Origin of the sequence: Streptomyces sp. SID5469 (assembly GCF_009862865.1) — a bacterium.
In the GTDB taxonomy this organism is placed as follows: Bacteria; Actinomycetota; Actinomycetes; order Streptomycetales; family Streptomycetaceae; genus Streptomyces; species Streptomyces avermitilis.
The window spans coordinates 4883754-4906001 of sequence record NZ_WWIN01000001.1 but is presented as its reverse complement, the minus strand read 5'-3'; the positions used below and the strand labels follow the sequence as shown (position 1 = coordinate 4906001).

Genomic DNA, 22248 nt, shown 5'->3' with positions numbered 1-22248 from the left:
GCCCAGAGACGGCCCAGCCCCACCAAAAAGCCCCCGCCCCGCGAAGAACTCGCAGGTCGGGGGCTTAGCGGTGCGTGATTACTTCTTCTTGCCCTGGTTCTTGACCGCCTCGATCGCCGCCGCCGCCGCGTCCGGGTCGAGGTAGGTGCCGCCCGGGTTGAGCGGCTTGAAGTCCGTGTCGAGTTCGTAGGACAGCGGGATGCCCGTCGGGATGTTCAGGCCCGCGATGTCCTCGTCGGAGATGCCGTCGAGGTGCTTGACCAGGGCGCGGAGGCTGTTGCCGTGGGCCGCGACCAGGACCGTGCGGCCGGTCAGCAGGTCCGGGACGATGCCGTCGTACCAGTACGGGAGCATCCGGTTGACGACGTCCTTGAGGCACTCCGTCTTGGGGCGCAGCTCCGGGGGGATGGAGGCGTAGCGCGGGTCGTCCGACTGGGAGAACTCGGAGCCGTCCGCGAGGGGCGGGGGCGGGGTGTCGTACGAGCGGCGCCAGAGCATGAACTGCTCCTCGCCGAACTCGGCGAGCGTCTGCGCCTTGTCCTTGCCCTGGAGGGCGCCGTAGTGACGCTCGTTCAGGCGCCACGAGCGGTGGACCGGGATCCAGTGGCGGTCCGCGGACTCCAGCGCGAGCTGGGCGGTGCGGATCGCGCGCTTCTGGAGCGACGTGTGGACCACGTCGGGCAGCAGGCCGGCGTCCTTCAGCAGCTCACCGCCGCGGACAGCCTCCTTCTCGCCCTTCTCGTTGAGGTTGACGTCCACCCAGCCGGTGAACAGGTTCTTCGCGTTCCATTCGCTCTCGCCGTGGCGGAGGAGGATCAGCTTGTACGGTGCGTCGGCCATGTGTCCGAGCGTAATCGAAGCCGCAGACCGCTCGCGCGCCCGGCCGACAGGCGGACGCCCCTGCCCCGCCATGCCCCCCCAGTTGACGGCTTCTGTTAATCGAGTGGCTCGTGCCGACCCAGCGCCCGTAACGTGTGATCACCGCTTGAGCCACTTACCGCACCTGTCTGACCTGTGGGGGTTTCCATGTCACCCGTCTCCCTGAGACGCGCTGCCCGCGAGACCGTCTCAGGGCTCCCGCGCGAGTTCTGGTGGCTGTGGACAAGCACCCTCGTCAACCGGCTCGGCGCCTTCGTCGCCACGTTCATGGCGCTGTACCTGACGCTGGACCGCGGGTACTCCGCCTCGTACGCCGGGCTGGTGGCGTCACTCCACGGCCTCGGCGGGGTCGTCTCCTCGCTCGGCGCGGGGGTGATGGCCGACCGGCTCGGGCGGCGGCCCACGCTGCTCATCGCGCAGTCGTCCACCGCCGTCTCCGTCGCGCTGCTCGGCTTCATGCACGACCCGGTCGCGATCGCGGCCGTGGCCTTCCTCGTCGGTATGACGAGCAATGCCTCGCGGCCCGCCGTGCAGGCGATGATGGCGGACATCGTCCGGCCCGAGGACCGCGTCCGGGCGTTCTCGCTCAACTACTGGGCCATCAACCTCGGGTTCGCGATCTCCTCCATGGCCGCCGGTTTCATCGCCGAGTTCAGCTACCTCGCCGGGTTTCTGATCGAGGCGGGCATGACGCTGATCTGCGCGCTCGTCGTCTTCGCCAAGCTTCCGGAGTCCCGGCCCGCCCCCACGGGCAAGGCGTCCGCCGAGCCCGAGGTCGGCCTCCGGACCGTCCTGCGCGACGGTCGCTTCATGAGTGTCGTCGGCCTGTCCTTCCTGGTCGCGCTCGTGTTCCAGCAGGGTTCGGTGGGGCTTCCGGTCGCGATGGGCGAGGCCGGCTTCACACCCGCGGACTACGGCATGGCGATCGCGGTCAACGGCGTACTGATCGTCGCGTTGCAGATCCCGGTCACCCGTTTCATCGAACACCGGGATCCCAGGCGGCTGCTCGTGCTCTCGTCCCTGCTGGCCGGGTACGGCTTCGGACTCACGGCCTTCGCGGGCTCGGTCGGCGTCTTCGCGCTGACGGTGTGCGTGTGGACCCTCGCGGAGATCGTCAACGCGCCCACGCAGACAGGCCTGGTCGTCGGCCTCTCCCCGACCCACGGCCGGGGCCGCTACCAGGGCATGTACACCCTGTCCTGGTCGGTCGCGGCTCTGGTGGCCCCGTTGCTGGCCGGGTTCGTCATCGACCGGTTCGGGGCTGAGTGGCTGTGGGGGCTGTGTGCGGTGGTGGGGACGGGAGCGGGGGTGGGGTACGCGGCACTGATGCGGCGGCTGCCGGTCCAGGAGCCCGCCGTTGCGGCTCCGGTCCAGGAACCCGCCGTGGTGGCTCCGGTCCAGGAACCCGCCGCCCCGTCCCCGGCCGGGGGGAAGCCCGAGGTCAGCGCGACATGACCCCGGGTCGGTCGGCCGGTGACCCGCACATCGGTCAGCCCGCCCCCCCGCGTCACGGTCAGCCCGCCCCCCGCGTCACGGTCAGCCGGCCTCTCGCGTCTCAGTCAGCCCGCCCCCGCGCCTCCGTCAGCCGGCCCCGCAGGAGCGACGCGTCCTGGCCCGGCGGCAGGCCGTAGGTGCGGCGGTACTCGCGGTTGAACTGGGTCGCGCTCGCGTACCCGACCGCCTCGGCGACCACGGCCGCCGTGGTGTTGCCGGCGACCAACTGACGTCGCGCCTCCTGGAGGCGCAGGAGCTTCTGGAACCTGAGCGGGCTCATGCCGGTGGCGGCCTTGAAGTGCCGGTGCAGCGTGGCTGGGCTCATATGCGCCGTCGCCGCGATCGTGGCGATGCTGAGCGGCTCGGCGTAGTGGGTGGAGATGTACGCGGCCGCCACGCGCACCCTGGCCGCGCCGGAGTCGGCCAGCGTGTACTGGCGCAGGATCGGCCCGAGCGGGCCGGCGAGCAGCCGGTAGAGGATTTCGGCCTCGATGCGGGAGGCCAGCGGGCGGATGTCGTCCGGGGTGTCGAGCAGCCGTACCCACCTCGTGACCGCGTCGAGGAGCGCCGGCGTCATGGAGGCGGTGACCTGCGCGCCGGGAGCACCGGGCCGGGGGAGCGGAAGCGGATCCGTGCCGTCCAGTTCCAGCAGCAGATCGGCGAGCAGACGGCCGTCGAGATGCAGCACCGCCGAGCGGTACGGCGCCTGCTCGAACGTACAGGTGACGGGCAGTACGAGTGAGTTGAGGAACATGTCGCCCCGCCCGGTCACCCAGCTCCGGTCACCCGCGAGGGTGCGCTTCGCGCCGTCGGCGATGAAGCAGATCATCGGCGCGTAGAGCAGATCGACGGGTGCGATGAGCTCGTCGAGCGCGACCAGCGTCAGACGGGGCACCGCACTGTCGGACCACAGACCCTCGTTGTGGCGGGCGATGGCCGCCGCGAGCGAATCGAGCCCGCCGAGTCGGTCCGGCAGGTGCTCAGGCACGTGCTCCGGCATGAAGCGCTCCTTACCGAGACACCATGAGCGCTGAGACACCATGAGCGCTGAGACGCCATGAGCGCTGAGACGCCATGAGCGCTGAGAGGATCAGGCAATCCTATGCGGTCTCCGGCCCATGCCTTCCGGCGCATGCGCTCCTAGCGTTGACGGCATGACACAGCAGGACAACACCCTTCCGAAGCGCACCCTCCCGAAGCGCACACTCGGCACCCAGGGGCTCGAGGCGGGCGCGATCGGCCTCGGCACGATGGGCATGACCATGGCGTACGGGGCCGGCGACGAGCCCGGCGGCATCGCCACCATCCACCGGGCGTACGAGCTGGGCGTCACCCTCTTCGACACCGCCGAGCTGTACGGCATGGGCACCGGCAGCAACGAGCAACTGCTCGGCCGGGCGGTCAAGGGCTTCCGGGACGAGGTCGTCCTCGCGACCAAGTTCGGCTTCGACCTCAGTGACCCGGCCAACGTCGGAGTCGCGCTGGACAGCCGCCCCGGACACATCCGTGAGGTCACCGAGAACAGCCTGCGCCACCTCGGCACCGACCACATCGACGTCCTCTACCAGCACCGCGTCGACCCCGATGTACCGATCGAGGACGTGGCGGGCACCGTCGGCGAACTGATCGCCGAGGGCAAGGTGCGGTACTTCGGGCTCAGCGAGGCCGGTCCCGAGATCATCCGGCGCGCCCACGCCGTCCACCCGGTGTCCGTACTACAGACCGAGTACTCGGTGTTCGAGCGTGCCGTGGAGGCCGACGTGCTGCCGGTGGTGCGCGAGCTGGGCATCGGCTTCGTGCCGTACTCGCCGCTGGGCCGGGGTTTCCTCACCGGCGCGGTGCGGCCCGCCAGCGCATACCCCGCGGACGACATGCGCAGCTGGGACGACCGCTGGCAGCCCGGCAACTACGAGAAGAACGTGGCCGCCGTCAGCGAACTGACCACGCTCGCGGCGGCCAAGGGCATCTCCGTCACGCAACTGGCGCTGGCCTGGCTGCTGGCCCAGGGCGACGACATCGTGCCGATCCCGGGGACCCGGAGCCCGCAGCGCCTGGCCGAGAACGTCGCGGCGGCGCACGTCACGCTCACGCCGGCGGATCTCGTCCGGGTCCAGGAGATCCTGCCGAAAGGCGCGGCGGGGTCCCGCTACCCCGAGGTGATGATGCCGTCCTGGTGAGGTCCGGCCCCCGCAGCTCGTACGCCCGGGGGCTTCCGCAGGCGCGCGGGACTGCGGCGGGGGCGCGGGACGCCTCCGTGCGCCGTTGATGCGCCCAGCAGAACGGGCATGCAATGGGGGTAGGCACGTCTCGAGGAGGGACCCATGGCTGAGACCCCCAGCACGCCCGATCCGACACAGGAGCGCGAGACGCAACACCCCGCCGAGATCAAGAGCCTGCCCCTGTTCGGCGCCTGCGGCTGCGGCTCCGGCTGCGGGTGCGGGTGTCAGTCGGGCAATCCTTGCCAGTGCGGCTGACCGCGTAGATACAGACGTAGGTACATGCGTAGGTGCATACGCAGGTGCAGACCTAGGCACAGACGTAGGCACAGACGTAGGTACAGACGCATAAGTACGGACGAAGGGGCCGCCCCGGTGACAGGGCGGCCCCTTCGGCATGGACGGGCGGCCTGGAAACCCGCCGCGCCCCCTTTGACGCGGGCACGGCCCCGAGGACTGTTACGCCCCCACCGCTACGCCCCCTCCACCCCGGTGACCGGCTGGATGTCCGCCTGAAGCTCGTCCGCGTGCTCGCCCGTCACCAGGTACACCACCCGCTTCGCGACCGACACCGCGTGGTCCGCGAAGCGCTCGTAGTAGCGGCCGAGGAGGGTGACGTCGACGGCCGTCTCGATGCCGTGCTTCCAGCGGTCGTCCATCAGGTGCTGGAAGAGCGTGCGGTGCAGCAGGTCCATCTCGTCGTCGTCCTGCTCCAGCTGGAGCGCCAGGTCGACGTCCTTCGTGATGATGACCTCCGCCGCCTTCGCCATCAGGCGCTGCGCCAGCTGGCCCATCTCCAGGATGGTCGCGTGCAGGTCGTGCGGGATCGCGCGCTCCGGGAAGCGCAGCCGGGCCAGCTTCGCGACGTGCTGGGCCAGGTCGCCGGAGCGCTCCAGGTCCGCCGACATGCGCAGCGACGTCACGACGATACGAAGGTCCGTCGCCACCGGCTGCTGGCGGGCCAGCAGGGCTATGGCGCGCGCCTCCAGGTCGTGCTGGAGGTCGTCGACCTTCTGGTCGGCCGCGATCACGCTCTCGGCCAGCTTCAGGTCGGAGTCGAGGATCGAGGTCGTGGCGCGTCCGATCGCCGACCCGACCAGCCGGGCCATCTCGACCAGGCCCTCGCCGATCGAGTCAAGTTCCTCGTGGTACGCGTCCCGCATCAGGGTGTCCCTCTCTTACGTCTCTTTCAGGGGTTCCGGGGAGCCGGCGCCGTAGTCGGACCGGCACTGTGAACCCCACGCTCCCACGGTCCGGCCCCGACGCGTCCGTTTCCGTCACCCCAAATGAACCATTACTAGCTCCCAGGTGAACTCTGGGCGACGAGTGTTCGAGGTCGCACGCCGATGGCTGTGGTCAGGTGGGACGACATGCCTAACCTGGATGCATGGACGTGAACGCGGCGGTCGCCGCAGCGGCAGCGATCGCCGGAGTACTTACCGGTGTCATCGCCATGCTGGCGTTCCGCTGGAGCGAGCGCGACCAGAAGCGCCCCACTCGCACCTCCCTGCACACGGACCCCGTGCTTCCGCCGGGCGTCGACACCGTGCTGTCCGTGCTGCGGTCCTCGGCCGTCGTACTCGACGAGGCCGACGCCGTCGTCAAGGCCAGCTCCGCCGCGTACGCCCTCGGGCTGGTGCGGGGCGGGAAACTCGCCATCGAACCCATGATCAAGATGACCCGCGACACGCGGCGTGACGGGGAAATACGCCAGGTCGAGCTCGACCTGCCCCGGCGCGGGACCGGCCGCGGCGAGGCCCTCGCCGTGTCCGCGCGTGTGGCGCCCCTCGGGTCCCGGCTGGTGCTCCTGCTCGTCGAGGACCTCACCGAGGCCCGCCGCATCGAGGCCGTACGCCGCGACTTCGTCGCGAACGTCAGCCATGAGCTCAAGACCCCCGTCGGCGCGCTCTCCCTCCTGTCGGAGGCCGTCATGGACGCCTCCGACGATCCGGAAGCGGTGGAGCGTTTCGCCGGACGCATGCAGATAGAGGCCACCCGGCTGACGAATCTCGTGCAGGAGCTCATCGACCTGTCCCGGGTCCAGAACGACGATCCCCTCGAGGACGCGGAGCCCGTACGCGTCGACGAACTCGTCGCCGAGGCCATCGACCGCTGCCGGCACCAGGCCGGTACGAAGCAGATCACGATGGCCGCCGGCGGCACCGCCGAGCTGCACGTCTGGGGGAACCGCGGCCAGCTGGCCGCCGCCCTCGGAAACCTCGTGGAGAACGCCGTCAACTACTCGCCCGCCCGCACCCGCGTGGGCATAGCCGCCCGCCGGGTGACCGCGCCCGGCGGAGACCTGATCGAGCTCGCCGTGACCGACCAGGGCATCGGTATCTCCGAGAAGGACCGGGAGCGCGTGTTCGAGCGCTTCTACCGCGTCGACCCGGCCCGCTCCCGTGCCACCGGCGGTACGGGCCTCGGACTCGCGATCGTCAAGCACGTGGCCGCCTCGCACGGCGGGGAGGTCACGGTGTGGAGCTCCGAGGGACAGGGCTCCACGTTCACCCTGCGGCTGCCGGAGGCGGGCACGGCCCGCGACCGTGAACGCGCACTCCTGACGCCCGGCCTCGACGAGGACGACGAGGACGGGCAGCCTGACGGGACGACCACCGTCTCATCCACGTATGAACCGCTCCCTGCCCCGGAGGTCCTTCCGTGACCCGAGTGCTCGTCGTCGAGGACGAGGAGTCCTTCAGCGACGCCCTGTCCTACATGCTTCGCAAGGAGGGCTTCGAGGTCGCCATCGCGACCACCGGCCCCGACGGTCTGGACGAGTTCGAGCGCAACGGCGCCGACCTCGTGCTGCTCGACCTGATGCTGCCCGGTCTGCCGGGCACGGAGGTCTGCCGTCAGCTGCGTGGCCGCTCCAACGTGCCGGTGATCATGGTCACCGCCAAGGACAGCGAGATCGACAAGGTCGTCGGGCTGGAGATAGGAGCCGACGACTACGTCACCAAGCCCTTCTCCTCCCGCGAACTGGTCGCCCGCATCCGGGCCGTCCTGCGCCGCCGCGGGGAGCCCGAGGAGGTCACCCCGGCCGCCCTGGAGGCAGGTCCGGTGCGCATGGACGTCGACCGCCACGTGGTCACCGTCTCCGGCTCCAAGGTCGACCTTCCCCTGAAGGAGTTCGACCTCCTGGAGATGCTGCTGCGCAACGCGGGCCGCGTCCTGACCCGCATGCAGCTCATCGACCGGGTGTGGGGCGCCGACTACGTCGGTGACACCAAGACCCTGGACGTCCACGTGAAGCGCCTGCGCGCGAAGATCGAGCCGGACCCGGGCGCGCCGCGGTACCTGGTGACGGTGCGTGGTCTCGGCTACAAGTTCGAGCCGTAGGCCGGCGGCGCGGCGCGCGCACCGAAGCAGGGCAACGGCAAGAAGCAGGGCACGACGAAGGGCGGCACCCCAGGAGGGGTCCCGCCCTTCGTGCGTACGGCAGGGCCGTCCCCGTACGGAGCCGATCCGGTCGTACGGAGACGACCCGGCCGAACGGAGTCGATCCGGTCGTACGGAGTCGATCCGGCCGTACGGAGATCAGTGACCGGCGGAGTTCGACGCGGTCGCCGTCGCCGTGGCGGTCGCCGTGGAGCTCGACGCCTTGTCCGTGGGGGTGCCCGACGCCGACCCGGACGGGCTGGTGGTCGCGGTGGCCGTGGCCGACGCCGTGGCGCCCGGCGCCGCCGGGATCTGGCTCGGGCCCCACTTGCTGAAGTAGCTCTCGGCCGGGACGACGAACGCGCGCAGGCTCACGTCACCGGTCTTGCTGAAGGAGAACGTGACCTTCTGGGCGTTGCCGGTCTTGACGTCCGCACCGGGGCTGGCCAGCACGGCGGAGGCGTTGCCCTTGCCGCCCAGGACGACGGAGCCGCCGGCCGGGACGGTCACCTTGCCCTTGCCCTTGGCGGGCGAGAGCTCGGCGGTGCCGTCGCCCTCGACGCTGATCGAGTCCAGGGTCTGGGCGGTGCGGCCGTTGTTGAAGAGGGTCGCGGAGATCACGGCCGGACCCGTGGCCTTCGGGTCGGGCTGGGTGATCACGAGCGCGTTCTGGACCATGATGTCGCCGACACTGGTGGCCGCGTTGTCCGGCTTGACTTCCAGGGTCTGGGCGTTGTTGCCGGCACCGCACGCGGCGAGCGAGGCGATCGAGAACGCGATGGCGGCGGCGGCGAGGGCGCCGCGTCGAAGGCTGCTGCTCACGGCGGCGGCAACTCCTAGAACGTGGGCGGTACGGGGTGGGGCGGTCCTACGGCTGTAAAGCCGCCCTAAGTGTCTGTCAGCGGCCTTAGGTTACCGAGCCGTTCCCGCGCCGCCGCACCCGACCCGCCTCTTCGTGCCCACCGGCCCCTTCGGCGCCGTACGCGAACCCTCCCCGGCCCCGTGTTCACGCCCACCCGATCGGCCGCTTTGGCCACGCACTCGTCTGCCATTCACATAAGTGCGGTCGCCATCGGCTTGCGGATTTTCTCGTAAGGCCCCGTAAGGAATGCATGGCGGCCCGAAAATTGATCATCGGCCGACTTGATCAATTCTGGATTCGTCTCGTACCCGACTCCAGTCATCGAACGGAGTAGCTGAAGTCGAGCACTTGGGGGTGGACAAATGGGGATGTTCGGGCGCCGGCCGGGGGCTTCCGAGGTGTGTAACGTGCACGTTTCACCCTGCCCGCAGAGCCGCTCCGACCTGCGAATACCCTCTTCCGCTACCCCCCTGGAGCACGTCCCTGTTGCGGTTGTCAAGCCCTGAGATATGCCCTGACCTGCGAAAACGCCATTCAGAAGACGCCGTTTCCGTGTTACTCTTGATAGCCACGGAAGGGGTACCTGTCACATGACGTTCAAGGTTGGCGACACCGTGGTCTATCCCCATCACGGGGCCGCGCTGATCGAGGCTATCGAAACTCGCCAGATCAAAGGCGTGGACAAGACCTACTTGGTGCTGAAGGTCGCCCAGGGCGACCTGACGGTGCGTGTGCCAGCGGACAATGCGGAGTTCGTCGGCGTGCGTGATGTGGTCGGTCAGGACGGGCTGGACCGGGTCTTCGAGGTGCTGCGCGCGCCGTATGCCGAGGAGCCCACGAACTGGTCGCGTCGTTACAAGGCAAATCTGGAGAAGCTCGCCTCCGGCGACGTCATCAAGGTCGCGGAAGTCGTGCGTGACCTGTGGCGCCGGGAGCGCGAGCGCGGACTCTCCGCAGGTGAGAAGCGCATGCTCGCCAAGGCGCGGCAGATCCTGGTGAGCGAGCTCGCCCTCGCGGAGAACACGAACGAGGACAAGGCCGAGGCCCTGCTCGACGAGGTTCTCGCGTCCTGACGCAGGCGCCGCCCGCTCAGCCCACTGAGCAGGAACACGCCCGCTGAGCGCAATGAACGACGCGCAATGAAATGCCGCGGTGCCCGATGACGCAATTGCTGTCGCCGGGCGCTGCGGCATGTTCGTACCCGCATGTTCTTACCCGCACAATTTTTTGTACCTGCGCGATGGTCCTACCCGTACGCCGATCGGGAATGCGCACGTCCCGATACCTGGTGTGCCGGGCCCGGGCAGCTGGCTCGACCGGATGTCACGGAAGGGTCCGGTCAAGCCTCGCGCCCGGTACTCCCCCAGCAGGGGGTACCCCCAGGCCATACCCACGTAGGTTGAGCACACAAACCTGACAGGAACCGATGTCTGACGATTCGCGCCCCTCGCCGTCGGGTGCACGTACCGCGGCCGTGATTCCGGCCGCCGGACGGGGCGTACGCCTCGGTCCCGGCGCCCCCAAAGCGCTCCGCGCGCTGAACGGCACGCCCATGCTCATCCACGCGGTACGCGCGATGGCCGCGTCCCGTGCCGTCTCCCTCGTGGTCGTCGTGGCCCCGCCCGACGGCACCGCCGAGGTCAAGTCGCTGCTCGACGCGCACGCACTGCCCGAGCGCACGGATTTCGTCGTCGTCCCGGGCGGTGAGTCCCGCCAGGAGTCCGTGAAGCTCGGCCTCGACGCGCTGCCGCCCGGCATCGACATCGTGCTCGTGCACGACGCGGCCCGCCCGCTGGTCCCCGTCGACACGGTAGACGCAGTGATCGAGGCGGTACGGGACGGCGCGCCCGCGGTCGTCCCGGCGCTGCCGCTCGCCGACACCGTCAAGCAGGTCGAGCCCGCGGCCGTGCCCGGGGAGCCCGAGCCCGTCGTCGCCACGCCCGAGCGGGCCCGGCTGCGTGCCGTCCAGACCCCGCAGGGCTTCGACCGCGACACGCTGGTCCGCGCCCACGAGACCGTCACCGACAACGTCACCGACGACGCGAGCATGGTCGAGCAGCTCGGTGCCCGGGTCGTGGTCGTGCCCGGTCACGAGGAGGCGTTCAAGGTGACACGCCCCCTGGATCTCGTGCTCGCCGAGGCGGTTCTCGCCCGCAGGAGGCTGAACGATGGCTTCTGAGGCCTCTGACGTCCGGCTGCCGCCGGGTGGCCCCGTGGTGCTTCCCCTGGTGGGCATCGGCACCGACATCCACGCGTTCGAGGACGGCCGCGAGCTGTGGTGCGCGGGACTGAAGTGGGAGGGCGAGGGCCCGGGGCTGGCCGGCCACTCCGACGCGGACGTCGTCGCGCACGCCGCGTGCAACGCGCTGTTCTCGGCGGCGGGCCTGGGTGACCTCGGGCAGCACTTCGGCACCGGGCGGCCCGAGTGGTCCGGTGCGTCGGGCGTCACGCTGCTCACGGAGGCCGCGCGGATCGTACGCGCCGCGGGCTTCACCATCGGCAACGTCGCCGTGCAGGTCGTCGGACCGCGCCCGAAGATCGGCAAGCGGCGGGACGAGGCGCAGAAGATCCTCTCGGACGCGGTCGGCGCGCCCGTCTCGGTGTCGGGTGCCACGACCGACGGGCTCGGCTTCCCGGGGCGGGACGAGGGACTGATGGCGGTCGCCACGGCGCTGGTGGTCCGGGCGGGCTGAGCCCGAAGGCTCTGCCCCCTTTGCCCCTACCTGCCCCTTATTCGCGGGCTGCCGCCTGGGGGGCGGCCGGCCCGCGGACCCCTGCTCCGGCCCGAACGGCCCAGCCCCCAAACGCCGGACGGGCTGCGATGCCCCCTCTATGTCACGAATACATGCCCCTTGAGCCGGAAGGGTCGCGGGGCACTACCCCTGGGCCACTACCCTGGAGTGGTGACCATTCGCCTGTACGACACCAGCGCCCGGCAGATTCGTGACTTCACCCCGCTTCTGCCGGGTTGTGTCTCGATCTACCTGTGTGGCGCCACCGTGCAGGCCGCACCGCACATCGGGCACATCCGCTCCGGCCTCAACTTCGACATCATGCGCCGCTGGTTCGAGTACCGCGGCTATGACGTGACGTTCATCCGGAACGTCACGGACATCGACGACAAGATCATCGCCAAGTCGGCCGACCACGGCCGCCCCTGGTGGGCCATCGGCTACGAGAACGAGCGCGCCTTCAACGACGGCTACGACGTTCTCGGCTGCCTGCCGCCGACCTACGAGCCGCGCGCCACCGGCCACATCACCGAGATGGTCGAGATGATGCGCACGCTCATCGAGCGCGGACACGCGTACGAGGCCGACGGCAACGTGTACTTCGACGTGCGCTCCTTCCCGGAGTACCTCCAGCTGTCCAACCAGGAGCTCGACAACCTCCTCCAGCCCTCCGGCGAGGGCGAGACCGGTAAGCGCGACCCCCGCGACTTCGCCATGTGGAAGGCGGCCAAGCCCGGCGAGCCGACCTGGGAGACGCCGTGGGGGCGGGGCCGGCCCGGCTGGCACCTGGAGTGCTCCGCCATGGCCCACAAGTACCTGGGCAGCGCGTTCGACATCCACGGCGGCGGGCTCGACCTGATCTTCCCGCACCACGAGAACGAGATCGCGCAGGCCAAGGCCTTCGGCGACGAGTTCGCCAGGTACTGGGTGCACAACGCCTGGGTCACCATGAGCGGCGAGAAGATGTCGAAGTCCCTCGGGAACTCGGTGCTCGTCAGCGAGATGGTCAAGCAGTGGCGGCCGATCGTGCTGCGCTACTACCTGGGCACCCCGCACTACCGCTCGATGATCGAGTACAGCGAAGAGGCCCTGCGCGAGGCCGAGTCGGCGTTCGCGCGCATCGAGGGCTTCGTGCAGCGCGTCGTCGAGAAGGCCGGGGGAGTCGTCGAGCCTTCGCCCGAGGTGCCGCCCGCCTTCGCCGAGGCGATGGACGACGACCTGGGCGTCCCGCAGGCGCTCGCCATCGTGCACACGACGGTCCGGCAGGGGAACTCCGCCCTCGCCGCCGACGACAAGGAAGCCGCCGTCGCCCGCCTCGCCGAGGTCCGGGCCATGCTCGGCGTCCTCGGTCTCGACCCCCTCGACCCGCAATGGGCCGGTGAGGGCGACCGGGGCGAGGACCTCCACGGCGTCGTCGACACCCTCGTACGCATGGTCCTCGACCAGCGCGAGGCCGCCCGCGCCCGCAAGGACTGGGCCACCGCGGACGCCATCCGCGACCAGCTCAACCAGTCGGGCCTGGTCATCGAGGACAGCCCGCAGGGACCGCGCTGGACGCTCGGTCCGCGCTAGGGACTCGCTGATGTGCCGCCCGGAGCTTGGGGCGGCACACTTCATATACGTACGTACGCACGCTTCGGTGGCGTAGAGAACAGAGACAGAGACAGGTAGGTCATGGCTGCTAACAACCGCCGCATGTCCGGCAAGAAGGGCGCGCAGGTCGGCAGTGGCGGCCAGCGGCGCCGGGGCCTGGAGGGCAAGGGCCCCACCCCGCCCGCCGAGATGCGCAAGGGACACAAGAAGAACCGCATCGCCACCGCCAAGACCAAGCAGGTCCAGCGGCGGCCCGCCCCCCGGGGCCGCGGCGGCAAGTCCGCCTCCGAGATGGTCGTCGGCCGCAACCCGGTCGTCGAGGCGCTGCGCGAGGGCGTGCCCGCGACCATGCTCTACGTCCAGCAGTTCATCGACAACGACGAGCGGGTTCGCGAGGCGCTCCAGCTCGCCGGGGAGCGCGGCGGCATCCACCTGATGGAGGCCCCGCGTCCCGAGCTGGACCGGATGACCAACGGGCTCAACCACCAGGGCCTCGTCCTCCAGGTCCCGCCGTACGAGTACGCGCACCCGGAGGACCTCTCTGCCGCCGCGTACGACGTCGGGGAGGACCCGCTGGTCGTCGCGCTCGACGGCGTCACCGACCCGCGGAACCTGGGCGCGGTCGTCCGCTCCGTCTCCGCCTTCGGCGGGCACGGGGTCGTCGTGCCCGAGCGGCGCGCGGCCGGCATGACCGCCGGTGCCTGGAAGACGTCCGCCGGCACCGCCGCCCGTACGCCCGTCGCCCGCGCCACCAACCTGACGCGGACCCTGGAGTCGTACAAGAAGGAAGGCCTCGTCGTGGTCGGACTCACCGCCGACGGTGAGGTCGAACTCGGCGACCTGGAGGCCCTCGCGGGGCCCGTGGTCATCGTCGTCGGCAGCGAGGGCAAGGGCCTGTCGCGACTGGTCGGCGAGACCTGTGACTTCCGGGTGCGGATTCCGATGCCGGGTGGCGCGGAGTCTCTGAACGCCGGTGTGGCGGCGGGAGTTGTGCTGTACGAGGCGGCTCGGCGCCGGGGCTGAGTGCTTTCGGGAGAAGGTCGCGGGAGCGCCCTCACCCGTTCGGGGTAAACCGGGTGGCCGGGACGACCTTGACGCGGTCCGGACAGATCCGCCCGGTCAAAGCAGTGTCCTAACCACACGTCGCTCGGTTAGATGAGTGTGGACACCAGAACACCCCGCACACCCACGGGGGACCGATCGTCGGGATTCGACGACACTCCCGCGCTGAGCATGGTGAAGGTGCCGAGCGATCCGGCGCAGGTCATCGTCAATCATGCGAGCTTCCGTGTGCAGCTCAACGCCTCCGCGTGGACGACCCGATCCCCGCGCATCGCGCGCCACTTGAGCGCCACCGAAGACACCGCACGCGTCCCCGTCGTCGGTACGGCGGGCAGAGCGGGCGCGGCAGGCCAGGCCGCCGGCGCCCGCCGCCGCGCGCCCGTCGTCTGGAGCGGGAAGTCCGCCCCCGACGACACCGGCGCCCACCGTCTGCTGCAAGCCGTGCGCAGTACGAGCGTGGGCCACGGTGAGGCCCCCGCCGGGGACGCCGGCGCGACCCAGGTCATTCCCCGCATCGACGTCGGCAACCTCCCCGGGGAGACGGTCGCGACGCCCGGCGCCGGCAGCCGGCGCACCCACGGAGCGCGTCACTCCGGCGAGACCCGGCTCCTGCCCGGTATGCGCACCGCCGGCAGCGCGTACGACGAACCCGCCTACGCGGACCAGGAGTTCGCGGACGACGACCTCGCGGACGACGGCTTCGAGGACGACGGCTTCGGGGACGACGGCCTCGACGACGAGGAGACCACCTCCAAGCGCCACGGCAACGAGCCGGTCCGGCACGCCTATTACCCCGGCCGCCGGATGAACCTCGGGGTGGTGCTGCTGCCCCTGCGGGTCTTCCTCGGCTTCATCTCCATCTACGCGGGCATGGGCAAGCTCTGCGACGCCGTCTACTTCGACGGCGGCAAGCGCGGCTCGATGGTCACCTGGCTCAACACACTGCACCCCTGGGAAGTCGCCGAGCCCCTGCGGCAGTTCGCGCTCCAGCACCCCGTCGGCGCCGGGCTCGTCATCGCCTTCCTCCAGGTCATCGTCGGTGTCCTCACGGTTCTCGGCCTCTGGCAGCGGGTCGCCGCCGTCGTCGGCGCGATGCTGTCGGCCGCGCTCATCGTCACCGTCAGCTGGAAGACGGTGCCCGCCTACGACGCGCCCGACATCATCTACCTCGCCGCCTGGTCGCCGCTGATCATCGCCGGTGCGCCCGTGTACTCCGTGGACGGCCGGCTCGCGGGCGGCGCCTGGCGCAGGCTCGGGCCGCGCGCCGACATCTGGGAGCTGCGCTGGTACGTCCTGCGCCGCGGCGCCCTCGTGACGGCCATCACCGTCGGGCTCACCCTGCTCCTCGGCTCGCTGCTCGGCGGGGCGGTGCGGGACGCGGACCGGGTCGTCGTACCCGGTCCGGGGGAGGCGCCGCGCAACGAACTGCCGGGCTCCCCGCTGCCCGAGGAGCCCGTCAAGCGTCACCACCGGGCGAGCCCCTCGGCCTCCGAGACACCGACCCAGGGCGCGACGTCGTCGCCCTCGGGCGCTGCCACGACGCCGGGCGCGATCCGGGAGAGCGGTCCGGCCACGGGCGGCCAGCCCAGCCAGACGCAGGGCACCGGTCAGGCACCGCCCCAGCAGTCGGCGCCGGTGCAGCAGGCGCCGAGCACGAGCGCGGGCCCGTCGTCCTCCGGCGGCTCGGGCAGCACGGGCGGCAGCGCGGCCGGCGGTTCGAGCAGCACGGGCGGCAGCAGCTCGGGCGGCGGCTCGGGCGGCGGCTCGGACCGACTGGTCGGCGGGCTCCTCGGATAACGCCCGTTAGGCCGGAACACGGATGGGGCCCCGCACACCAGGTGTGCGGGGCCCATTCGTCGTGGGCTGGCGGGCGCAGCGGGTCGTGAGCCGACAGCGCCCCGGGCGGTCGGCCTGAGCCGGGAGCGGCCGTGGTCCGCGAGGAGGGCGGGAGGGGCTTCAGGAACGCCGGGGCCGGGGGGGGGGCTCAGCGGCCCAGGGACGCCAGTTCCTTTGCCGCCTCCGTCAGGTCCTTCGCCGTGTCGATGGCGCGCCAGTACGCGCCCTGCGGGATCGGGAAGCCGGCCAGCAGGCGTTCGCGGGCCAGGCGGGGGAACGTGGTGCGCTCGTGGTCGCCGCGCTCCGGGAGCATGCCGGCGAACTCGGCGGAGAAGACGTAGACGCCCGCGTTGATCTCGTACGTCGTCGGCGGGGCCTCGATGAAGTCCGTCACGCGGCCGAAGCCGTCCGTCTTGACGGCGCCCCACGGGATGCGGGGGCGGGCCAGCGCGAGGGTCGCCACCGCGTCGCGCTCGGTGTGGAAGTCCGCCATGTCGCGCAGCGAGAAACGGGTCCAGATGTCACCGTTCGTCGCGAACCACGGCTTGTCCGGGTGCGGGAGATGCGCGGCGGCGTACTTGAGGCCGCCGCCGCGGCCGAGCGGTTCCGTTTCGACGACCGTCGTGACGTTCAGGGGCAGGTCGGCCGCGTCCAGCCACTTCTGGAGGACGTCGGCGAGATGCCCGCAGCTGACCACCACGTCGGTCACGCCCTCTTCGGCGAGCCAGGTGAGCTGATGGCCGATGATCGGGGTCCCGGTGCCCGGGATCTCGACCATCGGCTTGGGCCGGTCGTCGGTGTACGGGCGCAGTCGGGAGCCCTGCCCACCGGCCAGGACAACGGCTTGAACGGGACGCGACGCGGCGTTCGGATCGGTCATGACCGAACTGTACGTGGCGCCCCGCTCGCGGTTCTGTCGGCAACCGTTCCTTAACCAGCCGTTATCTGCCTACGGCCGACTGCCCCCGGGCCTCGCCCGGTCAGGTGTGCTGGGCGGCCACACCCGACGCGAAGGACGTGTCGCAGACGGGGCGGGCGAACGACTGGGCCCGCGGCGGCCCGTACACGCGGACCGCGGCCCGGCCCAGCGCACGGGCGATGGACACGCAGTGCTTCGCCAGCGACGGACGGTCGTGCACCGCCTCCTGGAGGTGGGTGAGGGCCACGCCCGGGTTCTTCTCCTGGAGTTCCACCAGGAGCTTGTCCCGCAGGACGTCCTGCGCGGCCCGGGAGGACGCTCGTGTGGAGACGTCCGACGAGGAGGCTTCGGATGCGGTGAGCACCGAGTGCGAGGAGTTCCCCGACCAGTTGACTCGGGTGACCGCGAGGGTCCCGGAGAACACCAGGACGACAGGCAGAACGAGGGCGAGGGTGCGACCGATCCGGCGGGCGGGGCCACGGCCATGCCGGGTCCGTTGGTTAGTGGTGGAGTGCTTCACGCGAGTGAGGGTAGCGCGCGGTGATGATTTGGCGACATTTAGTCACCGGTTCGGGGGATGGGGAAGCGATGTTTTTTGGGTAGCGGGTTGACGTACGCGTATCGAAAAGGCCCGTTCTGCCGGGGTATTCCGTGACAGCGAAGAGGGCCCCGCAGCCTGGCTGCGGGGCCCTCTTCGGCAACTCGGGTGAATTCACCGCTCCGGGGTGTTGGACCCCTCGGCGGTGGTTCAGTCGGAGAGGCGCTCGCCCGTGGAGGTCGAGAACACGTGGGTCTCGCCCGGCCGCGGCACGACGTGCAGCGTGGCGCCCTTGTCCGGGACCGCGCGGCCGCTCACGCGGACGACCAGGTCCGTGAGCTTGTCGTCGACCTTGGCGCTGCCGTAGACGTAGCCGTCGGCGCCGAGCTCCTCGACGACGTTCACCGACACGGCGAGGCCCGCCGGGGCGTCCTCGCTCTCCTTGGTCAGGGCCTTGGCGGCGGCGCCGCCCTGCTCGACGATGTCGAAGTGCTCGGGGCGGACACCGACCGTGACCGTGCGGTCACCCTTGTCGGAGGCGGCCTTCAGCGCCTCGCGGTTGACCGGCACGACGCTGTTGCCGAACTTCACGCCGCCGTCGGTGATCGGGACCTCGACGAGGTTCATCGCGGGGGAGCCGATGAAGCCGGCGACGAAGAGGTTCGCCGGGCGGTCGTACATGTTGCGCGGCGAGTCGACCTGCTGGAGCAGACCGTCCTTGAGCACGGCCACGCGGTCGCCCATGGTCATGGCCTCGACCTGGTCGTGGGTGACGTACACGGTGGTGATGCCGAGGCGGCGCTGGAGCGAGGCGATCTGCGTACGCGTCGACACGCGGAGCTTGGCGTCGAGGTTGGACAGCGGCTCGTCCATGAGGAACACCTGGGGCTCACGCACGATGGCGCGGCCCATGGCGACACGCTGGCGCTGACCGCCGGAGAGGGCCTTCGGCTTGCGGCCGAGGTACTCGGTGAGGTCGAGGATCTTCGCCGCGTCCTCGACCTTCTGGCGGATCTCCGCCTTGTTGACGCCGGCGATCTTGAGCGCGAAGCCCATGTTGTCGGCGACGGTCATGTGCGGGTAGAGCGCGTAGTTCTGGAACACCATGGCGATGTCCCGGTCCTTCGGCGGCAGGTGCGTGACGTCGCGGTCACCGATGCGGATGGCGCCGGCGTTCACGTCCTCGAGCCCCGCGAGCATGCGGAGCGAGGTGGACTTGCCGCAACCGGAGGGACCGACGAGGACGAGGAACTCGCCGTCCTCGATGTCGATCTCCAGGGCATCGACGGCGGGCTTCTCGGAACCCGGGTAGATGCGGGTCGCCTTGTCGAACGAGACTGTGGCCATGGTGAGGGGCCCCCTTCACCGGCAGGAACGTGCCGGACGATCCGAGTAAAGGTGGTGTCCACCACGAGGATTCGTAGTGGTGTAGTCCACAAGAGTGAACTGGCTCAGGACGGTACCTGGCGTTCACCTGGTCTGTCAGTACTCCGGGAGCGGTGAACTTCGCGGAAATTTCCGATCGGGCCGCGCCGCGGGATGGGTACACTGCACGGGCACGTACGCGGCACGCACGCGTGCAGGCCTCCTTAGCTCAGCTGGTCAGAGCGCCGCTCTTGTAAAGCGAAGGTCGTCGGTTCGAATCCGACAGGGGGCTCCCACACTTGCCAGCGGCTGGAAGACGAAGCCGGTGGATTTCCGGCGGAGTGCTCGTCAGCGCTCGCGCAGCTGTCGCCCGATCTCCCGTTGCGCGGCCTCCAGGGGCCGTCCGTCCGCGAGGTCCCACAGCGTGTTCTGCAGGACGCGGGCCAGGCTCCAGGCGCGGGCCCGCTCCCGGTCCAGGCCGAGGATCTCCGTCATGGCGTCGAACCGCCAGCGGATCTCGGCGGGCTCGAACCGGTTGCGGATCGCGGGGAGCAGGTCGAAGCCGGGGTCGCCGGCGAGCGGCTTCGGGTCGATGGCGAGCCAGGGCGCGCGGTGTGAGGCGAGGACGTTGTCGAAGTGCAGGTCCCAGTGGAGCAGCCGGTCGCCCGGTTCGGCGGCGACCTCGCGCACGGCGGCCGCGCAGTCCTCGACGAGGCGGCGGTCCCCGGGGTCCGCGAGCTGCCGCACGGCCCACGGCACCTGTTCCAGCATCGCGGCCGCGATGTCGCCGAGCCGCCGCATCCCCTCCGGGGCGGGCAGCGCGGTCAGCCGGGCCAGCAGCCGCGCGACGACCAGAACGGCCTCGCGCGTGTCCGGTGTCTCCGCCAGCGACCGCGCCTCGTCCAGGCGTTCGAGGAGGAGGGTGCAGGTGGCCTCGTCGTGCTCCAGAAGGCGTACGGCCCCCGCGCCGTCCCACCGGCGCAGGGCGAGCGGTTCGCCGGCGCTCTCCTCGTCGAGGGGCTGGAGCTTGAGCGCGGCCGGCGTCCCGTCGGCCCGGAGTACCGGGAGGACCAGCGCGCAGACGCCGTACATCGAGGGCCCGTCGACCCGCAGCTCCCAGCGCTCCAGGAAGTCCGCCGCCCGGCGCGGCAGCCCGGCGATGAAGGCCCGGCCCGCCGCTCCGTTGAACTTCTGCTGGGAGGCGGCCAGCTCTTCGGGCACGTCGATCACCCTGCCGACCATACTTGGGTGCGTGAACCGGCTCACGCGCGTCAGGCGAGGTCCCGGGTGGGCGGTGTGGGCGTACGTCCGCAGCGCCCCCGGGACCTACGTGTGGCTGGCGATCCTCTTCGTCACCACCGTCGCCCTGCACCACATGTCGCCGGATTTCGAAGAGGACTTCCTGCGCCAGCGGTCGACCAACATCCACGAGCTGTCGCGGGATCCGGTGCGCGTGCTGATCACCAGCGCCATGTGGATCGACGGCGGCCACTGGCTGCCGTACGCGGTCCTGTTCACCGTCTTCCACGCGCAGGCGGAGCGCTGGCTCGGCACGCCGCGCTGGCTGGCCGTGTGCGTCGCCGCGCACGTGCTGGCCACCCTCGCCAGTGAGGGGGCGCTGCTGGAGGCGATCCGTGACGGGGTCGCCCCGCGCTCGGCGGTCAACACCCTGGACATCGGCGTGAGTTACGCGCTCGCGGGGGTGATCGCGGTGCTCACGTACCGGATCGCGGAGCCGTGGCGGTACGGGTATCTGGTGGTCGTCCTGGCGGTGTACGGGGGCTCGCTCGCGGCCAGCCCCACCTTCACCGATTTCGGGCATTTCCTGGCGCTGCTGATCGGTCTCGCCTGCTGTCCGCTGGCCAGAGGCCGCGGAAAAGCATGGAATCCGAAGGAGACACTGGCCGCTCTCAGGGGTTAACGTCCGCGGCATGAGCAGCTCGGCAAGCAGCCTCGGCCGTGTCGTGAACGGCGGCATCTCCTTCTGGTACGCGGACGACGGATTCCCCGCCCCGCGTGAGCCGCTGCCCGGCGACGCGACCGCCGACGTCGTCATCGTCGGCGGCGGCTACACGGGCCTGTGGACCGCGTACTACCTGAAGAAGGCGGCCCCCTACCTGCGCATCACGGTGCTGGAGCAGAAGTTCTGCGGCTACGGCGCCTCCGGCCGCAACGGCGGCTGGCTCTACAACGGCATCGCGGGCCGCGACCGCTACGCCCGGCTGCACGGCCATGAGGCGGCCGCCCGGCTCCAGCGGGCCATGAACGACACGGTCGGCGAAGTCGTCCGGATCGCGGCTCAGGAGAACATCGACGCCGACATCCACCAGGGCGGCGTACTGGAAGTGGCGTACACGCCCGCCCAGCTGGCCCGCCTCAAGGAGTTCCACGCCCACGAGCTCGCGTACGGCGAGAAGGACCGCGAGCTGTACGGCGCCCGCGAGACGGCCGAGCGCGTCCGGGTCGCCGACGCGGTCGGCTCCACCTGGACCCCGCACGGTGCGCGGCTGCACCCGGTGAAGCTGGTCAAGGGCCTCGCGGCGGCCGTCGAGGCGATCGGTGTCACCGTGCACGAACAGACCCCGGTCACGGAGATCCGTCCCCAGCACGCGGTGACGCCGTACGGGACCGTCCGCGCGCCCTACGTCCTGCGCTGCACGGAGGGTTTCACCGCGAACCTCAAGGGCCAGCGGCGTACCTGGCTCCCCATGAACTCCTCCATGATCACGACGGCGCCGCTCACCGCCGAGCAGTGGGACGCGATCGGCTGGGCGGGGCGCGAGACGCTCGGCGACATGGCCCACGCGTACATGTACGCCCAGCGCACCGCCGACGACCGCATCGCGCTCGGCGGGCGCGGAGTGCCGTACCGATTCGGCTCGCGGACGGACAACGACGGGCGTACGCAGGCCGCGACGGTCGAGGCGCTGTACGAGATCCTGATCCGCTTCTTCCCGTCCCTCACCGGCGTCCGGGTGGACCATGCCTGGTCGGGCGTCCTCGGGGTGCCGCGCGACTGGTGCGCGACGGTGACGCTGGACCGGTCGACGGGCCTGGGCTGGGCCGGCGGTTACGTCGGCTCCGGCGTGGCGACCGCCAACCTGGCCGCCCGCACCCTGCGCGACCTGGTCCGGCAGGACTCGGGGCAGGCCGGGGCGACGGAGCTGACCGCGCTGCCGTGGGTGAACCACCAGGTGCGCAAGTGGGAGCCGGAACCGCTGCGCTGGATCGGCGTGCACGGCATGTACGCCACGTACCGCACGGCGGACCGCCGCGAACTGACCACCCACAGCGTCCAGTCGTCCCGGCTGGCCCGGATGGCGGACCGGGTGGCGGGACGTCACTGACGAGGCTGTGCGTTGCGGGCGCCG

The 22248-nt window shown here is 70.7% G+C and carries 21 protein-coding genes and 1 tRNA gene; 14 read left to right on the top strand and 8 right to left on the bottom strand.

Translation table 11 applies throughout. The features are described from left to right. Positions 1-78: 78 nt before the first annotated feature. On the bottom strand, positions 79-840 hold the full coding sequence (locus GTY58_RS20780; protein ID WP_010985408.1) for a phosphoglyceromutase: 762 nt from the start codon (positions 838-840) through the stop codon (positions 79-81). A gap of 186 nt (positions 841-1026) precedes the next feature. Between GTY58_RS20780 and GTY58_RS20775 the strand changes: the two genes are divergently transcribed. Further along, on the top strand, positions 1027-2334 hold the full coding sequence (locus GTY58_RS20775) for an MFS transporter (RefSeq protein ID WP_010985407.1): 1308 nt from the start codon (positions 1027-1029) through the stop codon (positions 2332-2334). Positions 2335-2434: 100 nt separating this feature from the next. On the opposite strand, the gene GTY58_RS20770 is transcribed toward GTY58_RS20775, so the two are convergent. After that, positions 2435-3373, bottom strand: coding sequence for an AraC family transcriptional regulator (locus tag GTY58_RS20770; protein ID WP_042493339.1), 939 nt, complete (start codon positions 3371-3373; stop codon positions 2435-2437). A 154-nt stretch (positions 3374-3527) separates the two neighbouring features. Between GTY58_RS20770 and GTY58_RS20765 the strand changes: the two genes are divergently transcribed. Together GTY58_RS20765 and GTY58_RS39720 are read left to right on the top strand one after the other, a co-directional pair. After that, positions 3528-4550 (top strand): aldo/keto reductase, encoded by a 1023-nt coding sequence (locus tag GTY58_RS20765; RefSeq protein WP_010985405.1) that lies wholly within the window; start codon positions 3528-3530, stop codon positions 4548-4550. Between the two features lie 144 nt (positions 4551-4694). Continuing rightward, positions 4695-4847: a hypothetical protein gene (locus tag GTY58_RS39720; protein ID WP_010985404.1), complete on the top strand. Its 153-nt coding sequence runs from the start codon at positions 4695-4697 to the stop codon at positions 4845-4847. 215 nt (positions 4848-5062) lie between these two features. On the opposite strand, the gene phoU is transcribed toward GTY58_RS39720, so the two are convergent. Then, a complete protein-coding gene (gene phoU, locus GTY58_RS20760; protein WP_010985403.1) occupies positions 5063-5752 on the bottom strand; it encodes a phosphate signaling complex protein PhoU in 690 nt (229 codons plus the stop codon). A gap of 224 nt (positions 5753-5976) precedes the next feature. Between phoU and GTY58_RS20755 the strand changes: the two genes are divergently transcribed. Together GTY58_RS20755 and GTY58_RS20750 are read left to right on the top strand one after the other, a co-directional pair. Next, the gene (locus GTY58_RS20755) at positions 5977-7254 is read left to right on the top strand and encodes an ATP-binding protein (protein ID WP_010985402.1); all 1278 of its coding nucleotides are present in this window, start codon (positions 5977-5979) and stop codon (positions 7252-7254) included. Beyond that, positions 7251-7931, top strand: a complete 681-nt coding sequence (locus tag GTY58_RS20750) for a response regulator transcription factor (RefSeq protein ID WP_009340348.1) — start codon at positions 7251-7253, stop codon at positions 7929-7931. The genes GTY58_RS20755 and GTY58_RS20750 overlap by 4 nt, the downstream gene beginning before the upstream one ends. Positions 7932-8129: 198 nt before the next feature. Here GTY58_RS20750 and GTY58_RS20745 read toward each other — a convergent pair whose 3' ends face one another. Further along, positions 8130-8792, bottom strand: a complete 663-nt coding sequence (locus GTY58_RS20745; protein ID WP_010985400.1) for a copper chaperone PCu(A)C — start codon at positions 8790-8792, stop codon at positions 8130-8132. 630 nt (positions 8793-9422) lie between these two features. On the opposite strand from GTY58_RS20745, the gene GTY58_RS20735 reads away from it, so the two are divergent. The 6 genes from GTY58_RS20735 to GTY58_RS20710 all read left to right on the top strand — a co-directional run bounded on the left by GTY58_RS20735 (position 9423) and on the right by GTY58_RS20710 (position 16016). Beyond that, positions 9423-9905 (top strand): CarD family transcriptional regulator, encoded by a 483-nt coding sequence (locus GTY58_RS20735; RefSeq protein WP_003953493.1) that lies wholly within the window; start codon positions 9423-9425, stop codon positions 9903-9905. 353 nt (positions 9906-10258) lie between these two features. Next, a complete protein-coding gene (ispD, locus tag GTY58_RS20730) occupies positions 10259-11011 on the top strand; it encodes a 2-C-methyl-D-erythritol 4-phosphate cytidylyltransferase (protein WP_010985399.1) in 753 nt (250 codons plus the stop codon). Further along, a complete protein-coding gene (gene ispF / locus GTY58_RS20725; protein WP_010985398.1) occupies positions 11001-11525 on the top strand; it encodes a 2-C-methyl-D-erythritol 2,4-cyclodiphosphate synthase in 525 nt (174 codons plus the stop codon). The genes ispD and ispF overlap by 11 nt, the downstream gene beginning before the upstream one ends. A 210-nt stretch (positions 11526-11735) precedes the next feature. Then, the gene (cysS, locus tag GTY58_RS20720) at positions 11736-13136 is read left to right on the top strand and encodes a cysteine--tRNA ligase (protein ID WP_010985397.1); all 1401 of its coding nucleotides are present in this window, start codon (positions 11736-11738) and stop codon (positions 13134-13136) included. Between the two features lie 102 nt (positions 13137-13238). Then, positions 13239-14180 carry a 23S rRNA (guanosine(2251)-2'-O)-methyltransferase RlmB gene (gene rlmB / locus GTY58_RS20715; protein ID WP_010985396.1) on the top strand — a complete coding sequence of 314 codons (942 nt, stop codon included), beginning with the start codon at positions 13239-13241 and terminating at the stop codon, positions 14178-14180. 132 nt (positions 14181-14312) lie between these two features. Beyond that, complete coding sequence (locus GTY58_RS20710; protein ID WP_137865207.1) at positions 14313-16016, top strand: DoxX family protein; 1704 nt, start codon at positions 14313-14315, stop codon at positions 16014-16016. A 187-nt stretch (positions 16017-16203) separates the two neighbouring features. Here the strand turns inward: GTY58_RS20710 and GTY58_RS20705 are convergent, their stop codons facing one another. The 3 genes from GTY58_RS20705 to ugpC form a co-directional block, all read right to left on the bottom strand. Further along, a complete protein-coding gene (locus GTY58_RS20705; RefSeq protein ID WP_010985394.1) occupies positions 16204-16935 on the bottom strand; it encodes a nucleotidyltransferase family protein in 732 nt (243 codons plus the stop codon). A gap of 100 nt (positions 16936-17035) precedes the next feature. Continuing rightward, positions 17036-17494, bottom strand: coding sequence for a hypothetical protein (locus GTY58_RS20700; RefSeq protein ID WP_010985393.1), 459 nt, complete (start codon positions 17492-17494; stop codon positions 17036-17038). A 228-nt stretch (positions 17495-17722) separates the two neighbouring features. After that, entirely contained in the window at positions 17723-18859 is a 1137-nt protein-coding gene (gene ugpC / locus GTY58_RS20695) for a sn-glycerol-3-phosphate ABC transporter ATP-binding protein UgpC (protein ID WP_010985392.1), read from the bottom strand. Between the two features lie 236 nt (positions 18860-19095). Here ugpC and GTY58_RS20690 point away from each other — a divergent pair. Next, a tRNA-Thr gene (locus tag GTY58_RS20690) sits at positions 19096-19169 on the top strand. Positions 19170-19225: 56 nt separating this feature from the next. On the opposite strand, the gene GTY58_RS20685 is transcribed toward GTY58_RS20690, so the two are convergent. Beyond that, a complete protein-coding gene (locus tag GTY58_RS20685; protein ID WP_242432114.1) occupies positions 19226-20107 on the bottom strand; it encodes an aminoglycoside phosphotransferase family protein in 882 nt (293 codons plus the stop codon). 22 nt (positions 20108-20129) lie between these two features. Between GTY58_RS20685 and GTY58_RS20680 the strand changes: the two genes are divergently transcribed. Next, entirely contained in the window at positions 20130-20798 is a 669-nt protein-coding gene (locus GTY58_RS20680) for a rhomboid-like protein (protein ID WP_171033174.1), read from the top strand. A 10-nt stretch (positions 20799-20808) separates the two neighbouring features. Continuing rightward, positions 20809-22224 carry an FAD-dependent oxidoreductase gene (locus GTY58_RS20675; protein ID WP_010985389.1) on the top strand — a complete coding sequence of 472 codons (1416 nt, stop codon included), beginning with the start codon at positions 20809-20811 and terminating at the stop codon, positions 22222-22224. Positions 22225-22248: the final 24 nt, after the last annotated feature.

Coding starts and splice junctions, on each gene's coding strand:
- GTY58_RS20780 (WP_010985408.1), bottom strand. CDS start 840: ATGGCCGACGCACCGTACAAGCTGATCCTCCTCCGCCACGGCGAGAGC.
- GTY58_RS20775 (WP_010985407.1), top strand. CDS start 1,027: ATGTCACCCGTCTCCCTGAGACGCGCTGCCCGCGAGACCGTCTCAGGG.
- GTY58_RS20770 (WP_042493339.1), bottom strand. CDS start 3,373: ATGCCGGAGCACGTGCCTGAGCACCTGCCGGACCGACTCGGCGGGCTC.
- GTY58_RS20765 (WP_010985405.1), top strand. CDS start 3,528: ATGACACAGCAGGACAACACCCTTCCGAAGCGCACCCTCCCGAAGCGC.
- GTY58_RS39720 (WP_010985404.1), top strand. CDS start 4,695: ATGGCTGAGACCCCCAGCACGCCCGATCCGACACAGGAGCGCGAGACG.
- phoU (WP_010985403.1), bottom strand. CDS start 5,752: ATGCGGGACGCGTACCACGAGGAACTTGACTCGATCGGCGAGGGCCTG.
- GTY58_RS20755 (WP_010985402.1), top strand. CDS start 5,977: ATGGACGTGAACGCGGCGGTCGCCGCAGCGGCAGCGATCGCCGGAGTA.
- GTY58_RS20735 (WP_003953493.1), top strand. CDS start 9,423: ATGACGTTCAAGGTTGGCGACACCGTGGTCTATCCCCATCACGGGGCC.
- ispD (WP_010985399.1), top strand. CDS start 10,259: ATGTCTGACGATTCGCGCCCCTCGCCGTCGGGTGCACGTACCGCGGCC.
- ispF (WP_010985398.1), top strand. CDS start 11,001: ATGGCTTCTGAGGCCTCTGACGTCCGGCTGCCGCCGGGTGGCCCCGTG.
- rlmB (WP_010985396.1), top strand. CDS start 13,239: ATGGCTGCTAACAACCGCCGCATGTCCGGCAAGAAGGGCGCGCAGGTC.
- GTY58_RS20710 (WP_137865207.1), top strand. CDS start 14,313: ATGAGTGTGGACACCAGAACACCCCGCACACCCACGGGGGACCGATCG.
- GTY58_RS20705 (WP_010985394.1), bottom strand. CDS start 16,935: ATGACCGATCCGAACGCCGCGTCGCGTCCCGTTCAAGCCGTTGTCCTG.
- ugpC (WP_010985392.1), bottom strand. CDS start 18,859: ATGGCCACAGTCTCGTTCGACAAGGCGACCCGCATCTACCCGGGTTCC.
- GTY58_RS20675 (WP_010985389.1), top strand. CDS start 20,809: ATGAGCAGCTCGGCAAGCAGCCTCGGCCGTGTCGTGAACGGCGGCATC.